Annotated in this window: 16 protein-coding genes and 2 pseudogenes; 10 read left to right on the plus strand and 8 right to left on the minus strand. The window is 71.4% G+C overall.

Annotated features, from left to right (window positions below):
• Window positions 1-464: 464 nt before the first annotated feature.
• From OO68_RS21595 to OO68_RS21615, 5 genes and pseudogenes are all read left to right on the plus strand, one after another.
• The gene (locus tag OO68_RS21595) at window positions 465-1,673 is read left to right on the plus strand and encodes a cation:proton antiporter (protein WP_033310058.1); all 1,209 of its coding nucleotides are present in this window, start codon (window positions 465-467) and stop codon (window positions 1,671-1,673) included.
• A gap of 146 nt (window positions 1,674-1,819) precedes the next feature.
• The gene (locus OO68_RS21600) at window positions 1,820-2,263 is read left to right on the plus strand and encodes a hypothetical protein (protein WP_033310059.1); all 444 of its coding nucleotides are present in this window, start codon (window positions 1,820-1,822) and stop codon (window positions 2,261-2,263) included.
• Between the two features lie 90 nt (window positions 2,264-2,353).
• Window positions 2,354-2,590: a hypothetical protein gene (locus tag OO68_RS47185; protein ID WP_033310060.1), complete on the plus strand. Its 237-nt coding sequence runs from the start codon at window positions 2,354-2,356 to the stop codon at window positions 2,588-2,590.
• A pseudogene (locus tag OO68_RS44255) lies at window positions 2,591-2,883 on the plus strand (alpha/beta hydrolase); the annotation flags it as partial.
• Between the two features lie 38 nt (window positions 2,884-2,921).
• Entirely contained in the window at window positions 2,922-3,494 is a 573-nt protein-coding gene (locus OO68_RS21615) for a CGNR zinc finger domain-containing protein (protein WP_033310440.1), read from the plus strand.
• On the opposite strand, the gene OO68_RS21620 is transcribed toward OO68_RS21615, so the two are convergent.
• The 7 genes and pseudogenes from OO68_RS21620 to OO68_RS21650 all read right to left on the minus strand — a co-directional run bounded on the left by OO68_RS21620 (window position 3,472) and on the right by OO68_RS21650 (window position 9,579).
• Window positions 3,472-3,759 carry a DUF4190 domain-containing protein gene (locus tag OO68_RS21620; RefSeq protein WP_033310062.1) on the minus strand — a complete coding sequence of 96 codons (288 nt, stop codon included), beginning with the start codon at window positions 3,757-3,759 and terminating at the stop codon, window positions 3,472-3,474. The two genes, OO68_RS21615 and OO68_RS21620, sit on opposite strands and share 23 nt — an antisense overlap.
• A gap of 122 nt (window positions 3,760-3,881) precedes the next feature.
• Window positions 3,882-4,478: a TetR/AcrR family transcriptional regulator gene (locus tag OO68_RS21625; protein ID WP_033310063.1), complete on the minus strand. Its 597-nt coding sequence runs from the start codon at window positions 4,476-4,478 to the stop codon at window positions 3,882-3,884.
• A 19-nt stretch (window positions 4,479-4,497) separates the two neighbouring features.
• Window positions 4,498-6,561 (minus strand): galactose-binding domain-containing protein, encoded by a 2,064-nt coding sequence (locus OO68_RS21630; RefSeq protein WP_033310064.1) that lies wholly within the window; start codon window positions 6,559-6,561, stop codon window positions 4,498-4,500.
• 252 nt (window positions 6,562-6,813) lie between these two features.
• Window positions 6,814-7,164 (minus strand): MerR family transcriptional regulator, encoded by a 351-nt coding sequence (locus OO68_RS21635; protein ID WP_033310065.1) that lies wholly within the window; start codon window positions 7,162-7,164, stop codon window positions 6,814-6,816.
• Window positions 7,165-7,634: 470 nt separating this feature from the next.
• Entirely contained in the window at window positions 7,635-7,868 is a 234-nt protein-coding gene (locus tag OO68_RS21640) for a CBS domain-containing protein (RefSeq protein ID WP_051814757.1), read from the minus strand.
• A 44-nt stretch (window positions 7,869-7,912) separates the two neighbouring features.
• A pseudogene (locus OO68_RS42380) lies at window positions 7,913-9,185 on the minus strand (DEAD/DEAH box helicase).
• A gap of 190 nt (window positions 9,186-9,375) precedes the next feature.
• Window positions 9,376-9,579 carry a cold-shock protein gene (locus OO68_RS21650; RefSeq protein WP_020119326.1) on the minus strand — a complete coding sequence of 68 codons (204 nt, stop codon included), beginning with the start codon at window positions 9,577-9,579 and terminating at the stop codon, window positions 9,376-9,378.
• Between the two features lie 524 nt (window positions 9,580-10,103).
• On the opposite strand from OO68_RS21650, the gene OO68_RS21655 reads away from it, so the two are divergent.
• Window positions 10,104-10,790, plus strand: coding sequence for a DUF4232 domain-containing protein (locus OO68_RS21655; protein WP_033310066.1), 687 nt, complete (start codon window positions 10,104-10,106; stop codon window positions 10,788-10,790).
• 24 nt (window positions 10,791-10,814) lie between these two features.
• Here OO68_RS21655 and OO68_RS21660 read toward each other — a convergent pair whose 3' ends face one another.
• On the minus strand, window positions 10,815-11,540 hold the full coding sequence (locus OO68_RS21660) for an SDR family oxidoreductase (protein WP_033310067.1): 726 nt from the start codon (window positions 11,538-11,540) through the stop codon (window positions 10,815-10,817).
• 132 nt (window positions 11,541-11,672) lie between these two features.
• On the opposite strand from OO68_RS21660, the gene OO68_RS21665 reads away from it, so the two are divergent.
• The 4 genes from OO68_RS21665 (at window position 11,673) to OO68_RS21680 (ending at window position 15,755) form a co-directional block, all read left to right on the plus strand.
• Window positions 11,673-12,527 (plus strand): LysR family transcriptional regulator, encoded by an 855-nt coding sequence (locus OO68_RS21665; RefSeq protein ID WP_033310068.1) that lies wholly within the window; start codon window positions 11,673-11,675, stop codon window positions 12,525-12,527.
• 160 nt (window positions 12,528-12,687) lie between these two features.
• Complete coding sequence (locus tag OO68_RS21670; protein ID WP_106974386.1) at window positions 12,688-14,082, plus strand: phosphatase PAP2 family protein; 1,395 nt, start codon at window positions 12,688-12,690, stop codon at window positions 14,080-14,082.
• A 99-nt stretch (window positions 14,083-14,181) separates the two neighbouring features.
• A complete protein-coding gene (locus OO68_RS21675; protein WP_033310069.1) occupies window positions 14,182-14,619 on the plus strand; it encodes an NfeD family protein in 438 nt (145 codons plus the stop codon).
• 29 nt (window positions 14,620-14,648) lie between these two features.
• Window positions 14,649-15,755, plus strand: coding sequence for an SPFH domain-containing protein (locus OO68_RS21680; protein WP_033310070.1), 1,107 nt, complete (start codon window positions 14,649-14,651; stop codon window positions 15,753-15,755).
• Window positions 15,756-15,956: the final 201 nt, after the last annotated feature.

Raw genomic sequence — 15,956 nt, forward strand, 5'->3', positions numbered from 1 at the left:
ACGTGCGCTACGATCCTTTACCGAGCTCTTACGCTCGGTTGAGCGGTGCCGCGCACAGGCGCGTCGGCCGCTCGGTTCGTCGACAGGGGCCGCCCGGCTTTCCGGGCCGGCGTGAGGGGGGCGTGACATGGGGCGAGTAGTGCCTGTCCGCGTCCACAACGCCGCCCGTGACGGCGTCCCTGATATCGACCGCTCCGCGTGAGCGGTCTCCTCTCTTTCTGACGCGCGACGCGTGCTGCCTGAGGCGTGCTGCCTGAGGCGTGACGGCCGATGCCCGGCGCCTCCCGCCTGTCTCCTCACGCTTGTCTCCTCACGCCTGTCTCCTGATGTGCGGGGGCGGAGGCGCGTCCCGCGTGTGGACACACGAGCTCACGCACCGTTCCACCGCTCACCGAGCCGCACCCAGGGCGTTCACGCCCGCCGGCACAGACGCCGCAGACCCGATCAACGGAGGTCAGACGCCCGTGCACGACACCACCGCCATGCTCATCGAACTCGGGGCGATCATCCTCGCCCTGGGGCTCCTGGGACGCTTCGCCGGACGCGTGGGCTTCTCGCCCATACCCCTGTACCTGCTGGCCGGACTCGCCTTCGGCCAGGGCGGCATCCTGCCGCTGCGGGCCAGCGAGGAGTTCGTCGCCACCGGCGCCGAGATAGGCGTCATACTCCTGCTGCTCCTGCTCGGCCTGGAGTACAGCGCCTCCGAACTCGTCACCACACTGAAGACCCAATACCCCTCCGGAGCAGTGGACTTCGTCCTCAACGCAGCCCCCGGAGCCGCCATGGCGCTCCTGCTGGGCTGGGGGCCGGTCGCCGCCGTCGCCCTGGCCGGGGTCACCTGGATCTCCTCGTCCGGGGTCATCGCGAAGGTGCTCGGTGATCTGCGCCGGCTCGGCAACCGCGAGACGCCGGTCATCCTCGGCGTGCTGGTCCTGGAGGACCTGGCCATGGCGGTCTACCTGCCGATCCTCACCGCCCTGCTGGCCGGGGCGGGGCTCGCGGGCGGCGCGGTCACGCTGCTGATCTCCCTCGGCACCGTGGGGGCCGTCCTCTACGTGGCGCTGCGGCACGGCCGCCTGGTCAGCCGGGCCGTGTCCTCGGACAACGCCGAGATGCTCCTGCTGGCCGTCCTCGGTCTGACCCTGCTCGTCGCCGGGCTCGCGCAGCAGCTGCACGTCTCCGCGGCCGTCGGCGCGTTCCTCGTCGGCATCGCCCTGTCCGGCGAGGTCGCCGAGGGGGCCAGCAGCCTCCTCACCCCGCTGCGGGACCTGTTCGCCGCGGTGTTCTTCGTCTTCTTCGGGCTGCACACCGACCCGGCCGCCATCCCGCCCGTACTGCTGCCCGCGCTCGCCCTGGCCGCCGTCACCACCCTGACGAAGATCGCCACCGGCTACTGGGCGTCCCGCCGGGCCGGGATCTCGCCCCGGGGCCGCTGGCGCGCGGGCGGCACGCTGGTCGCACGCGGCGAGTTCTCCATCGTCATCGCCGGTCTCGCGGTCGGCGCCGAACCCCGCATCGGACCGCTGGCCACCGCCTACGTCCTGATCCTGGTCATCCTCGGCCCCCTGGCGGCCCGCTGGACCGAACCCCTGGCCCGCCGCGCCACCCACCGCCGCCCCCGCCCGGCCCCGGTGCCCGCCAAGTGCGGCAGTCCGGTCAGCCGAACGGGGTGATCGTCTCGGTAACCTCGTCGACCGCGGCTGTCCGGATCGGCTGTTTCCCGAAGGGGGCCGTGGTGGGACCCTGACGAGCACCCCGGGGACCGGCGGGGGAGACCGGGGGAGAATTCCGTCCAGGTGGACCGGAAGGAAGCGCCAGCATGATCGAGTGGAAGCCCTTGGGCACCGGAGCCAGGCCCGTCCCCCAGCCCGTGGCCACGCCGCTGGTCTGGGCGGGGGCCGGCGTCGGGGCACTGGTGCTGGTGGCGCTCCTCAACACCGTCGTCGGGCCGGACCGGACCGAACTGGCCCTGCCCGCACTGTCCTTGCTGGCCGCCCTGCTGGGCCTGTGCGCCCGCTTCACAGCCGCCCCCGGCACGGCCCTGCTGTGCTGGCTGTTCCTCAACGGCTTCGCCATACCGCCCGCCGGCGTCCTCACCTGGGCAGGCCACCGCGACACCACCTGGCTGGCCTGCCTCCTCACCGCCACCCTCATCGGCACGGCCCTGGCCCGTCTCGTCCACGCCCGGGCCGCCTACCGCCGCCTGGCCCCCGGCCACGTCCGGCCCGACGCCGCGACCGGCGACGGACCGTACGACTCCTGACGGGGCACTGCGAGAGGTGGTCAGCCGGCCACGGCCGTGACGGTGACCGGGATGTCACCGCGCGTGGCCTGGAGTAGGGGATCGGGATCGGTGGCGCCACCGGCACCGCCCAGCTTCTTCGGACTGCTCTCCCTTGTCGTGCGTCACCTGTTCAAGCGGTGGCTGACCGTGCCGCAGGGCACGTCCCCCGCGGCCCCCGCGGCGGCCGTACCCGCCGCCCCCGCTACCGTCACCGCCCCCGGCGCAGCCGCCCCGTTCCCGCCGGTCAAGCAGATCAGGGCCGGGGTCCTGGATGTCGGCTACGCCGAACTCGGCCCCGCCTGGTAGCAGTACTACTTCGCCACCGAGCGGGGCCGGCTCGCCATGGAGGACAAGACCCTGCGCCACGACCTGACCCGGCTCGTCCGGGACACCGTCTCCCGACCTGGGACTTCGACGACGCGACGTTCGAGCGCACCGCCGAGGCCTTCGACAACCCCGACTACGCGGCCATCGTGGTCCACAACTACCGCTGACGGCTGAGCCTCGCGCACCGCACTCTGCCCGGCATCGGCCACAACGTGCCCCAGGAGGCCCCGGCGGCCTTCGCGCAGGCCGTCGTCGACGCCGGTCACCTCTGAGGCTTGCCGAGGGTGTGGTCACCGGTCAGAATGGTGACGTGAACCTCGACCACGTCTTCGTCTGCGGAAACCCGGCGCTCGACTTCGCCGCCACGCTCCGGGCCCGCCGTTCGGTGCGCTTCGAGATGTTCGTGACGCCGGACCGGCTGAACGCCTGGTACGTGGAGTCCGGCCTGGTCGACGCTGTCTCCCCGGGCCAGGAGGCCGACGTCGAGCGGGCGAGGGCCGTGCGGGAGGCGGTCTACCTGCTGGTCACCGCCCGCCGGCTCGGTGAGGGGTACGACGGGGCGGCGCTGACCGTCGTGAACAACGCCGCCCGCACGCCGCCCGCCGTGCCCCAGCTCACCCCGTCCGGGCGCTGGACGCAGGCGACTCCGGACGAGGCCCTCTCCCTGGTGGCGCGGCACGCCGTCGAGCTCCTGAGCGGCCCGGACGTGCCTCTGCTCAAGGAGTGCGAGAACCCGGAGTGCACCCGCACCTACATCGACCGCTCGCGGGGCATGCGGCGCCAGTGGTGCGGGATGGACTCCTGCGGCAACAAGATCAAGGCCGCCGCCTACCGCGCCCGCAAGAGGACCGCGACGGACGCTAGCCGCCGACGTACCAGCTGAAGCCGCCGTTGCTGCTGGCTATGGCCAGGAGCACGAGCCACAGGACCACGTCGACGACGCCGAGGATGATGCCGGCCTTCGCCATTCCGGCACCGTTCTTGACCGACGCCTGCCGGCGGGCGACGGCACCGAAGACGATGGCCAGCGGGCCCAGGATGATGTTCAGGAAGAACAGGCCGATGATGCCGCAGCACAGGCTCGCGATCGCCAGGCCGTTGGTGCGCGAACCGGAGGACGCGGCAGAGGAACCGCCGTAACTCGCCATGGAAAACTCCCAGTTGTCGATGGCACGGACCGAACGGGCCGCACTCTCCTCACTTTCGACTTGTTTTGTTCGAATGCCCCTCAGGGCCGTTCCCATGACAACGAATTCGGGGGAGGATCCCGTCAGTTCTCCTGCACCAGCCCGGCGACGTGCGCGGTGACCGTGTCGAGGACGGCCGTCCAGGCCGCGTCGTCGCCGAGCACGAGGTAGTTGAGCGTCAGCCCGTCGGTCATGGCCGCCAGGTAACGGGCCAGCACGGGGACGGGCACGCGCAGCCGCAGCCCCATGGTCCCGCGCAGCTGGTCGATGAGCTCGGTGTACGTCTCGGCGTACAGCTCGTACTGACGGCGTGCCAGGTGTTCGAAACCGGGGCTGCGCAGTGCGTACTGCGTGAGCTCGTAGGTGAGCATGTGCTCGTCGGGGTGGGTGCGGACGTGGTCCCAGTACGCCTGGAAGCCGGCCCGGACGGTCTCCTCCAGGGTGGCCCGGGGCCGGATGGCCTCCTTCACCACCGCCACGTAGTGCCCGGTGATGGTGGTGATGACGGACTCGACCAGCTGCTGCTTGGAGTCGAAGCAGTAGTGGAAGACGCTCAGCGAGACGCCCGCTTCCGCGGCGATGGACCGGGTCGTCGTCCTGGGGACGCCGTCCCGGGCCATCGCCCGGATCGCCGCTTCGGTGAGCTGTCGCCGCCGCTCGGCGGACGGCAACCGTGCCATGGAGCCCCTCTCGTGGGTGTCAGCGGCTGTGGACGCCGACCTCGTGGAGGGAGTAGCCCCAGTCGGTGCCGCGTTCCAGGCCGTGGACGCGGACGTACCTGGCCGGGGTGCCGGCGAAGCGCGCGGTGTCCAGGCCGCCGTCTCCGGCGGTCGTGGACCATGCGGTCCGCCAGGTCGTGCCGTCGCCGGAGAGCTCGATCCGGTACGCCTTCGCGTACGCGCGCTCCCAGTCGAGGGTGACCCGCCCCACGGTCCGGGCGGAGCCGAGGTCGACCTGGAGCCACTGGTCGTCGCTCCAGTCGCTGGCCCAGCGGGTGCCGCGGTCGCCGTCGACGGCCCGGTGCGGCTTGTAGCTCGTGAACAGGCTCCACTCCGAGGAACTGGCCGACGCGGCGGAACCGGCCGCCAGGTTGACCCCCGCCTCGTGGTTCTCTGACGCCGCCCAGGTGTCGAGGTAGGACTCCGCGCCCCGGAACAGGTCGTCGACCGTGTCCTGCCCGCCGACGCGGCGGATGTCCTCGATCCAGTCCGGGACGAGGCCGTAGTGGGCGGCGCCGTCGGTGTTCAGGTCCCAGGTGCGCTCGCCGGTGGTCTGCCGGTCGATGACCGAGCCGCCGTCGACGCTCTTGAACGGGTAGGTGACCTTGTTCGGCGCGTCCGCCCCGCGCGGTCCCGGCCAGCCGCCGACGCCGTTCATGTCGGTGCCGTAGCCGTAGCCCACGCCGTACTTGTCGCGCAGCGCCTCGGTGCGCTCCGCCTCCGCGATGAACCCCTCGGAGCCGTGCATGTACTGGGCGATGAAGCCGCCGAGGCCGTAGACCCGCTCGGTCCAGTCCATGTCCATCCAGCTGTGCGAGGACAGCACGCCGGGGTAGGACTCGGCCTCGAAGATGTCGAGCACCCGGCCGGTGGCCTTGACGCTCATGTGGTCGATCTCCAGCATCATGCCGCGCTTCATCATGCCGCGCACGGCGTACTCGCCGAGATCGGTGAGCCCCCGCACGTTGCACTGCGCGTCGGCGCTGTACGTGGGGACCTCCTCACCCGCCGGGAGCTTCTTCTCGGCCGCCGGCGCCGCCGCGTTGCCGATGGGGTTGTCGTGCTGCGGGCCCTTGCACGTCTCGGTCTTCCAGTAGGTGCCGGTCGACAGGAACTGTCCGACGTTGATGGCCGTGCCGAGCGTGCCCGAGTCGAACCGCACCCCGCACAGGGCGTTGTCGAACTTGTGGCACAGGAACATGCTGCGCACGCCCAGCGCGTGGAGCTCGTCGAGCCCCTTGTCGATGTCCGCCTTGCTGCACTGCGCGATGTCGAGGACCTGCTTGCAGCCGAACGGCTCGGAGGTCTCGACGCCCATGACGACGGCCAGCTTGCCCTGCTCGATGACCTCGCGGGCCTGCGCGCTGTCGGTGACGACCCGGAACCAGCCCTTGCCGGGCCCGCCGTACATCTTGTCGACGTAGGCCTGCATGTCGTACGTCAGCCTGGCCTGGAGCCGGATGGACGTCATCTCGTCGCAGGAGCGGTCCTTGAAGAAGTAGACGGAGCAGATCACGCCGTTGGTGACGAGGTCGTTGACGAGCACCCGCTGGCCGCCGCGCCAGGCCCGCTCGATCCAGGCGTAGTAGTTCTGCTGGTGGGTCAGCGAGTCGTGCGCGGGCCAGTCCTTGAAGGTGGGCCAGCCGTTCGGGTCGTGCTTGCCGTCGCCGCCGTTGGTGATGAAGTCGAAGATCGCGAGCGAGCCGTCGGGGTAGTGCTCCGGGCAGTCCTTGAGCGCGTCGGCCACGCCCTGCTCGGAGAACGGCTTCCCGCAGATCAGACGGCCGCCGAAGGCCTCGTTGGAGAAGATGTGGTCGTGTGCGTCGACGAAGCCGCGCACCTCGCCCTGCGCGTTCGTGCCGGTGAAGGGCTCGCCCGTGACGTTGATCCGGGAGTCCGGCGCAGGCCGTGCGGTCGGCTCCCACCAGTCGCTTCCGGCCGCCGCGCTCGGGGTGGGGCCGAGCGTGATCGACAGCACGAGCAGGAGGAGCGACACAACGGTGAGGTTCTTGCGTCGGCGGTACGGGCGTCCGGAACTGGTCACAGCCCACGTCCCTCGGTCGGCGGGTCGCTCGGTCGTGTTGTCATGACCTCGCAAAGTGTGCGACGAGAATCGCCACTACCGCTTGATGAGTCAAGGGTCCGGGACGGTTGACCTGGTCAACGGGGGCCGGTCCCCCCCGTATGGGCCCCGGACCGGCCCGGGCCCGGTCGCTCGGCCGGGGCAGCAGCAAACCCCAGGTCGCCGACCTGGGGTCTCATGGCGCGGGTCACGGACCCGCCGGCGTTCAGCCGTTCAGCTCGGTCCGCGATCCGTCACGCCGGACGCCTCCTGCGCGGCGCGGCGGTACTCCGCGTTGATGCGCTGGGCCTCCTCCAGCTGGTCCTCCAGGATGACGATGCGGCAGGCGGCCTCGATCGGGGTTCCCCGGTCGACGAGCTCGCGGGCGCGCGCCGCGATCCGCAGCTGATAGCGGGAATACCGGCGGTGTCCGCCCTCCGAGCGCAGCGGAGTGATCAGACGGGCCTCCCCGATGGCACGCAGGAAGCCGGGGGTCGTGCCGAGCATCTCGGCGGCCCGGCCCATGGTGTAGGCGGGGTAGTCGTCGTCGTCCAGACGATCGCTGAGCGGAGTATCAGCTGGCATGTCACCTCGTAGTGCAACGCGTCGAGGGGCCCTGGTGCCGTACGGCACCAGGGCCCCGAAGGAAATTCAACACCATCTGTCGGCCCTCATGCTGCGCCGACCTTCTGTTTCCGCTACCCGGCCCGCTTGCGGGAGGGGTGCGGGGATCGCGGCTGCGTGACCGGGGACCACCATCCAATCCGGGGTCTTGCGGTACCCGGACCGAGAGCTTCCCGGCCGGGCGATCCTGATGGCGTCTGCTCCTCCGTCCTTCCTCGGTTCTCCTCTGACCATGTCTACGAGAAGAAGGCTAACCCCAGCAAGGATCGAATGTCTACTCTGACAAAGACAGATTTTGCAGTCCGTCGGTAGCAGGCATCCTGCTGCCTCCGGCCACGGGCCACCCTGCCCCGGATGCAGCAGTGAGGGCCCTGCCGACGCGCGTCGGCAGGGCCCTCACTGGGCTTCGGTGGCGGTCGCCCGCCTGTGGGTCAGCTCTCCGGGACGTCCCGGAGGCGGACCTGGTCCGTGTAGGTGGGGGCGTCCCGGAGCACGGTGAGCCGGGCCAGCGTGACCACGCCCGTGCTCTGGTCGTCCCCGTCGCAGAGGACGAGGTGATCCACCCTGGCACCGGCCATGAGGGACAGCGCCACCTCGACCGTCATGTCGTCACGGATGTGCGGCGCGTGGGGCGTGGCGGGGTGCTGCGTCAGGACCGGTGTCATGGGTGTCTCCTGCCGAGAGGTGGGGGGCGGGTGGGCGCCGGGTGCTACGCGGCGGAGCCGGAGCCGGTCCGCCGCTGCGCCCTCGGGCGTGCCGCCTCGCCGGCGGGACGGCCCTGACCGGTGGGGCGGCGGCCCCGTCGGCCCCGGGACGGGGCGGACGCGCCGCGGGGGCGTTCCGGGCGCGGGGCGGTGACGACGACCGGGACGCCGGAAGGGGCCTGGGCACCGGTGATGCGGCTCAGCTCCGCCTCGCCGGACCGCACCTGGGCGATCTGCGGCGTGATGCCCGCCGACGACATCAGCCGGCTCATGCCGCGACGCTGGCCCGGGGTCACCAGCGTGACCACGCTGCCGGACTCACCGGCGCGTGCGGTACGGCCGCCGCGGTGCAGGTAGTCCTTGTGATCACTGGGCGGGTCCACGTTGACGACGAGGTCGAGGTTGTCGACGTGGATGCCGCGCGCCGCGACGTTGGTCGCCACCAGGACCGTCACGTGGCCGCTCTTGAACTGGGCCAGCGTCCGGGTCCGCTGGGGCTGCGACTTGCCGCCGTGCAGGGCCGCGGCGCGGACACCGCTCCTCAGCAGGTGCGTCGTCAGTGCGTCCACCGCGTGCTTGGTGTCGAGGAACATGATCACCCGGCCGTCCCGCGCCGCGATCTCGGTGGTGGTCCGGTGCTTGTCCGCGTCGTGCACATGGAGGACGTGGTGCTCCATCGTGGTGACGGCGCCCGCGGACGGGTCGACGGAGTGGACCACCGGGTCGTGCAGGTAGGTGCGGACCAGCCGGTCGACGTTGCGGTCCGGCCTGCCTGCCGATGGACATCCCGCCGACGACCGTGGCGAGCCGCAGGCTCACGGAACGGGCGTAGGGGGTGAGCGCGTCGGTGACCTGCTGGGCGAGCTCGCGGGTGGGGACGAGGACGAGCGCGAGCGGCTGCCGCGGCTCGGCGCGCCGCCCGGCGGTCCGGGCCAGAACGGCGAGACCGAAGGCGAGGGTCTTGCCCGAGCCGGTGCGGCCACGGCCGAGGACGTCCCGGCCGGCCAGGGTGTTCGGCAGGGTGGCCGCCTGGATCGGGAACGGCGCGGTCACCCCTTCATGGCCGAGCGTGGCCAACAGCCGGGCGGGCAGGGCGAGATCGGCGAACGACTCGACGGCGGGCAGCGGGGGTGTGATCGTTTTCGGCGGTGCGAACTCGCCCTGGGGAGCGGGGCGGTTTCGGTAGCCCGTGGAGCGGCGCGGACCGCCGGAGCGGCGGCCGGTGCCGTCGCCTCCTCCGAAGCGGTCGTAGGTGCGGGACGTGCGGGCACGCTTCATGCGGGACCTTCCTCGATGGGCGCGTGGCAAGGAAAATCCGCAGCAGGAGAGCGGCGCAGAGAATCTCGAGACGAGCCGAAGTCGTTGCGGCCGGGCCAGGTCGGGCCGGGCCGGCGGGAAAAACAAGCGAGCTGGGGCCCGCACCCTTCAGGTGCGGGCCCCAGCTGCGAAATATGCGCGAGCGCCGTTGTCAGGCGGGCACGATGTTCTCGGCCGTCGGGCCCTTCTGGCCCTGAGCGATGTCGAACGACACCTTCTGGCCTTCCAGCAGCTCGCGGAAGCCCTGGGCGGCGATGTTCGAGTAGTGGGCGAAGACGTCGGCGCCGCCGCCGTCCTGCTCGATGAAGCCGAAGCCCTTTTCAGAGTTGAACCACTTCACAGTGCCAGTAGCCATTTTGTTTCTCCTTCGGAGGCGGTTTCAGGAATTCACCGTCTGTGAATTCCGTGTCGCCGTGATGATTACCCCGTAGGAAATGAACCTTCTGGCAACCACACCTGCAACTGAGATCGACAGTAGCACGGTGGGTTCGGCGCCGTGCGGTTCAAAAAGTCTGTCCCGGCGGGCGATCGGGGAATATTCGGCGGGCCCCGCTTCTATTTCTCATTTTGCGGGCACAGATATTGCCCTCCGCGGGCGCGGATCTTCCTGTCGCCCCCTCCCGCACCGGCCCCGTGACCTCCGCCGATGCACGGCACGGCGGCGATGGCACCGGAACGCCGCTGCCGCGACGAAGGTCACATCACCCGTTCGGCCCCGCCGGGCCGCGACCGCGTGCACATGTCACCGATCGGTGACAGCGCTGTGCGGGAACGGCGACGACGGGATCCCCCCGGCTTCCGGCGCCCTCCTAGTGACCGAGAAACACCGGGAGGCCGAACCGACCACGGTCTCAACCAGCCGATGAACAAGGGGATTTCATGTCCGGCAACCGTCGCAAGGCCTTCCTCGTCTCCGTAGCCCTCGTGAGCGGCACCCTGCTGATGACCGCGTGCCAGGACTCGGACAAGGCCGCGGACACCGGCGCCGCGCGGGGTTCTTCGTCCGCCACCACGTCCGGCGACGCGGCCACCCCGTCCGGCGCGTCGGCCGCGGGCACCGGCAAGGGCACCGGCGCGGCGGGCAAGACCTCCGGTGCGGCGGGCCGGGGAAGCGAGGACGGGGCCGGCTCGGGCGCCGACACCGGCAACGGCAAGCGGGAGCCGGTCGGGCAGAGCTGCGGCGCCAACGACCTCTCCTGGAACGCCCGGTCCGAGACCCAGGCAGGCGGCTACATCCTCATCTCCGCGAAGGCGAAGCCGGGAATCACCTGTGTCCTGCCTGCCGCGCTGCCGACCGTGGCGTTCGGATCCGACGGCACCGAGGCGGGCCCCGCGGAGCAGGCCGTGGGCGAGCAGATCACCCTGAGCGGCAGCACCACCGCCTACGCCGGGGTCAACCCCAAGAGCACCCAGGGTGACGGCGGCAAGGAGCTGGACAGCATCATCGTCGCCGTCGGTGACGACGACCCGAACCCGGTCTCCCTGAAGGTCGGCACCGTCACCGTCGACCAGCCGGTCGTCACCAACTGGCACACCTCCGCGACGGACGCCGTCCCCTTCGGCTGAACCGGCCCGCGGCCCCCGGCGGGGCTACCACGGCACCTCGCCCTCGTCGTCGAAGAAGCCGCCGCTCGGGCCGCCGTCGGGCAGCGTCGCGAGCCGGATCGCGACCGCCGCGCCCTGCTCCGGGGTGCGGACCCCGCGGAACCCGTTGAGGTCGGTCGCGCAGTAGCCGGGGCACGCGGCGTTGATGAGGATGCCGGTGTCCCGCAGCTCCTTGGCGTACTGGACGGTGACGGCGTTGAGGAAGGTCTTGGACGGTGAGTAGGCGGCGGCGATGGGGCCCGTGTCGCTGCCCGGAGTGGTCTGCCGGGTCAGTGAGCCCACGCCGCTGGACATGTTCACGATCCGGGGCGACGGCGAGCGGCGCAGCAGCGGCAGCATCGCGTTGGTGACGCGGATGACGCCGATCACGTTGGTCTCCACGACCGTCCGTACCGTCGCCGGGTCCACCTCGGTGGGCAGCTGCGGCGCGCTGCCGGTGATCCCGGCGTTGTTGACCAGCACGTCGAGACGCCCGGCGCTCTCCTCGACCAGTCCGGCGGCCCCGGCCACGCTCGCGTCGTCGGTCACGTCGAGCGGTACGCCGAACGCGTCGGCACCGCCCGCCCGCAGTTTCGCCACGGCGCTCTCGCGCCGCTCCCGGTCCCGGGCGCCGACCCCGACCCTCCAGCCGAGGGCGCCCAGGCCCGCCGCGATCTCGTATCCGATGCCCTTGTTCGCGCCGGTCACCAGCGCGATCGTCTGTTCGCTCATGCCGCGATCCTGTCCGCGCCCGGTCGCCGCGGGCCAACACCGATCGGGTGGGCGGCGATACCGCACGGGTATCGGCCCAGCTCGGAGCGGATCGGCCCAGCCCGGAGCAGGTGGGAGCAGTACCATCACGGCGTGGAGACAAGGGAGTTGCGGTACTTCGTCGCCGTCGCCGAGGAGCTTCACTTCGGCAGGGCCGCCCAGCGGCTCGGGATCGCGCAACCCCCGCTGTCACGGGCGATCGGCCGGCTCGAACGGCGCCTGAAGGCGGTCCTGCTGGAACGCAGCAGCCGCGCGGTCACCCTGACGGAGGCCGGAGCCGTGCTCCTGAGAGAGGCCCGGGCGGCGCTCGAAGCGGTCGAGGCCGCCGAACGCCGCACCCGCCGCGCGGCGCACGCCCCGGCCGGCCAGGCCGGCGTGGTGCTCGTCACGAAGGCCGGCGCGTCCAGTGAGCTGCTGGCGAAACTGCTCGACGCCCACGCCGCCGAGCCCGACGCCGCCGGCGTCGACCTGCTCCTGTGCGGCATGGGCGAGCAGGGACCGATGCTGCGCGACGGCCGGGCCGACGTGGCGCTGCTGCACCTGCCGTTCGACACCACGGCCGGCCTCGACACCGAAGAGCTCTGCACGGAGGGCCAGGTCGCGATCCTCCCGGCCGGGCACCCCCTCGCCGGCCGGCCCCACCTCCGTACGGCCGACGTCACCGGCCTCCCCGGCCTGCCGATGCCCCGCTGGCCCGGTCCCGACGGCACCTACCCGGCCGGCCCCGGCCCCCGGGCCCGCGACCACGCCCAGCTCCTCCAGCTGATCGCCCTCGGCCGCGCCTGCTGGATCGCGCCGGAGTCCTGCCGGACCCAACTGCGCGCCGGGCTGGCCGCCGTGCCGGTGCCGGACGCGCCGACAGTCACCACGGTGATCGCCTGGCCACCCCACAGCCGGTCCCGGGCGGTCGCGGACCTGGTGCGGACGGCGATACGGGTGACTTCGTGAGAGGGCGGAGCCGCCTCCGCCGGTCAGGACCGGCACCCTCCGATAGCATGTTCGAGCTCGCGATGGTCCCTCCATCGCTCTCCATCTGCCCAGCCATTCGGAAGAATCGGCCAAAAGATTGAAAGCCAGATCATCGCGGGTGTTTTCGCGAATAGGCGACATGAGTTCGTGGGGTGCGGAGCACCGCCGGCGCGTGCTGCTGTGGGGCGCGGCGGGTGTGGTCACGCTCGGATTCCTCATCGCGCTGGAGATCGCCGCACGCCGCTACGGCGAACCGGGGCCGATCACCAACCAGGTGAAGGGCCTGGTCCTCGCCCCCAAGCCGGGGCCGCTGTACGGCGGTCTGGGGCTGATGATGGTCGTACTCACCTGGCGGCAGCGGTTCATCGCGGCCGGCGCCGCGCTCGGCATCGACGCCGTTCTCCTGCCGGTGCGGTGGGCGGCGGACGCCGACATGACGGGCGGCCACGTCTTCGGCACGGGCGCGTTGTGGGTGATGCTGGGCACCGCGGTCATCGCCGTCACCCGCCGCACCGGCCCGGACCGCGTCCTGCTGCTGAAAGGCGTCGGGCTGGGACTGCTGCTGGTCGCCGCCCGCAAGGTCGGCGACACGTGGCTGTTCATCACGGCGAAGACCCGCCCGACGGTGCTCGACCAGTACGTGGCGACCGCCGACCATGCGCTGGGCAACCCCTCCTGGCTGGCCGGCCGGATCGTCGAGGCCACCGACCCCTACAGCAGCCATCTGCTCCAACTGGTCTACGGCCAGCTCGCGGTGGCCGCGGTCGTCGTCGCCTTCTACCAGCTGCGCAACGTCACGGTCGAGCGCCGCTTCCCCAGCCACCACCTGGTGCGCACGTTCCTGGTGATCGGCCTCCTCGGACCGGCCTTCTACATGATCTTCCCGGTGGTCGGCCCGGTCTTCGCCTACGGTCCGGGCGCCTCCGGTACCGGCGGCGTTGAGTGGGCGGCGGCCAACCTGTGGCCGCACACGCCACTGCCGGTGACCACCCCGCATCCGATGACGTACGACGGGATCACCCCCCGCAACTGCATGCCCAGCCTGCACACCGCGTGGGCTGTCGCGATCTTCGTCCACACCCGCAGGGCGCCGCGGGCGCTGCGGTTCGCCGGTACGTTCTGGCTGGTCGTCACCCTCGCCGCGACCCTGGGATTCGGCTACCACTACGGCGTGGACCTCATCGCCGGTGTGGTGTTCGCCCTCACCATCGAGGCGGCCCTGCGCTCCCTCGACCGCGGCTGGGACCGGCCGGGCGTCCTGCTGGTCGCCTACGGCACCGCGGTCTTCACCGCGCTCCTGGTGTCGTACCGCTATCTGCCGACGGAGATGGCCGCACGTCCCCAGGTGTCCGGACCTCTGCTCATCCTGGCCATGACCTCGGTGATCTACGGCTACGTACGCACCACCCCGAGGCCCGGACCGCGGTTGCCGGCACCCAGGACCCCGGTGGCGGAGGCCGCGCGGGACGACGCCATGACCGCGGCGCACGAGGGCACCGCTCCCGCGCCCGCCCGCTCCCCGGAGCCGCGCTGACCCCGACGTGCGAGGGAGAACCACGGCTGCCGTGTCTGTTCTGCCCGGCGTGTCCGGGCGGTAACTTGGTGGAGAAAGCCCCAAAAGAAGGGCGAATCGATGCCGTGGTTCCTGTGGCTGCTCGCTGCCGCGGCGCTGGGTGCCGCGGAGTTCTTCACTCTGACCCTGGTCTTCGGGCTGCTGGCGGGCGCCGCGCTGGTCGCGGCCGTCGTCGCCGGTGTCGGCATCGGCCTGCTCGGCCAGCTCCTGGCCCTGGGGGCAGCGGCTGCGGCCGGCCTCGTCCTCGTCCGTCCCGTCGCCCTGCGGCACATGCAGCAGCAGCCCCTCATCCGCGACGGCAGCGACGCGCTGATCGGCAAGCGGGCCGAGGTCATGCAGGAGGTCACCGCGACCCGCGGCCTGATCAAACTCTCCGGCGAGGAATGGTCCGCGCGCGCCCTCGACGAGAGCCATGTGATCCCGGTGGGAGCGCTGGTCGACGTCATGGAGATCGAGGGGGCCACCGCCATCGTCTACCCCCGAGAGCTCCTTCCCTGAACGGCTGAACACACGGCTACGGAGGCACTGTGGATCCAGTTGTCATCCCCATTCTCGTGGCGGCCCTCGTCATCGTCTTCCTCGTGGCCTCCACCGTGCGGATCGTCCCGCAGGCCCGCCGCTACAACATCGAGCGGTTCGGCCGGTACCGCCGGACGCTCCAGCCCGGCCTGAACCTGGTCCTGCCGGTGGCCGACCGCATCAACACCAAACTCGACGTGCGCGAGCAGGTCTATTCGTCCGACCCCAGGCCGGTGATCACCGAGGACAACCTCGTGGTGAACATCGACACGGTGCTCTACTACCAGATCACGGACCCGCGGGCGGCGGCGTACGAGGTCGCCGACTACCTCCAGGCGATCGACCAGCTCACCGTGACCACGCTGCGCAACGTCATCGGCAGCATGGACCTGGAGGAGACGCTCACCTCGCGCGAGGAGATCAACTCCCGGCTGCGCGCCGTCCTCGACGACGCCACCGGCAAGTGGGGCATCCGCGTCAACCGCGTCGAGATCAAGGCCATCGATCCACCGCACACCATCAAGGAGGCCATGGAGAAGCAGATGCGGGCGGAGCGGGACAAGCGGGCGGCCATCCTGCACGCCGAGGGGGAGCGGCAAGCCAAGATCCTCACCGCGGAAGGCACCAAGCAGAAGGACATCCTGGAGGCGCAGGGCACCCAGCAGGCCATGATCCTGCGGGCGGACGGCGAGGCCAAGGCGGTGGAGCTCGTCTTCCAGGCCGTCCACCGCAACAACGCCGACCCCAAGATCCTGGCCTACAAATACCTGGAGACCCTCCCGCACCTGGCCAGGAGCGACAACAACACCTTCTGGGTCATCCCCGGGGAGCTGACCGAGGCGGTCCGGACCGTCACCCGCGCCTTCGGCGACGAGGCGGCGGCAGGCGCTCCCCGCCCCGCGCACCCCGAGCAACCGGCCACGGCCGGCGACGAGGCCGCGCCCGAGCCCTCCGTCCCGCAGCTCGACGCGCCCTCGACGGTCTCCCTCGACGCCGCCGCGGCCGCCGACGAGGCCGGAAAGCAGGCCGCCGCCGCGGTGAGCGACGCCAAGGCGGAGGCGGAGGCGGCGAAGTCCCCGCAGGTGCCGCGCCTGGGGCGGACGTCCGACGACTGAATCCTTCATCGGCTGGGGCCGGGGGAGGACCAAGTCCTCCCCACAGACACGGGCACGCACCCGGCACGGTCCGGCACACGCTGCCCAGGGGGGCCTCGCGGACGCCGGGTGACGTCTGAGCACGCGGATGCGCTGGACAACTGCGGCAGGGACGCCATTGCCCACTCCGCACCGCCCGCCCGGCGGTTCCCACTCACCACT

This window comes from Streptomyces iakyrus (genome assembly GCF_000717055.1).
GTDB lineage: Bacteria > Actinomycetota > Actinomycetes > Streptomycetales > Streptomycetaceae > Streptomyces > Streptomyces iakyrus.

Coding starts and splice junctions, on each gene's coding strand:
- OO68_RS21655 (WP_033310066.1), top strand. CDS start 10,104: ATGTCCGGCAACCGTCGCAAGGCCTTCCTCGTCTCCGTAGCCCTCGTG.
- OO68_RS21660 (WP_033310067.1), bottom strand. CDS start 11,540: ATGAGCGAACAGACGATCGCGCTGGTGACCGGCGCGAACAAGGGCATC.
- OO68_RS21600 (WP_033310059.1), top strand. CDS start 1,820: ATGATCGAGTGGAAGCCCTTGGGCACCGGAGCCAGGCCCGTCCCCCAG.
- OO68_RS21620 (WP_033310062.1), bottom strand. CDS start 3,759: ATGGCGAGTTACGGCGGTTCCTCTGCCGCGTCCTCCGGTTCGCGCACC.
- OO68_RS21625 (WP_033310063.1), bottom strand. CDS start 4,478: ATGGCACGGTTGCCGTCCGCCGAGCGGCGGCGACAGCTCACCGAAGCG.
- OO68_RS21675 (WP_033310069.1), top strand. CDS start 14,182: ATGCCGTGGTTCCTGTGGCTGCTCGCTGCCGCGGCGCTGGGTGCCGCG.
- OO68_RS21650 (WP_020119326.1), bottom strand. CDS start 9,579: ATGGCTACTGGCACTGTGAAGTGGTTCAACTCTGAAAAGGGCTTCGGC.
- OO68_RS21670 (WP_106974386.1), top strand. CDS start 12,688: ATGAGTTCGTGGGGTGCGGAGCACCGCCGGCGCGTGCTGCTGTGGGGC.
- OO68_RS21640 (WP_051814757.1), bottom strand. CDS start 7,868: ATGACACCGGTCCTGACGCAGCACCCCGCCACGCCCCACGCGCCGCAC.
- OO68_RS21635 (WP_033310065.1), bottom strand. CDS start 7,164: ATGCCAGCTGATACTCCGCTCAGCGATCGTCTGGACGACGACGACTAC.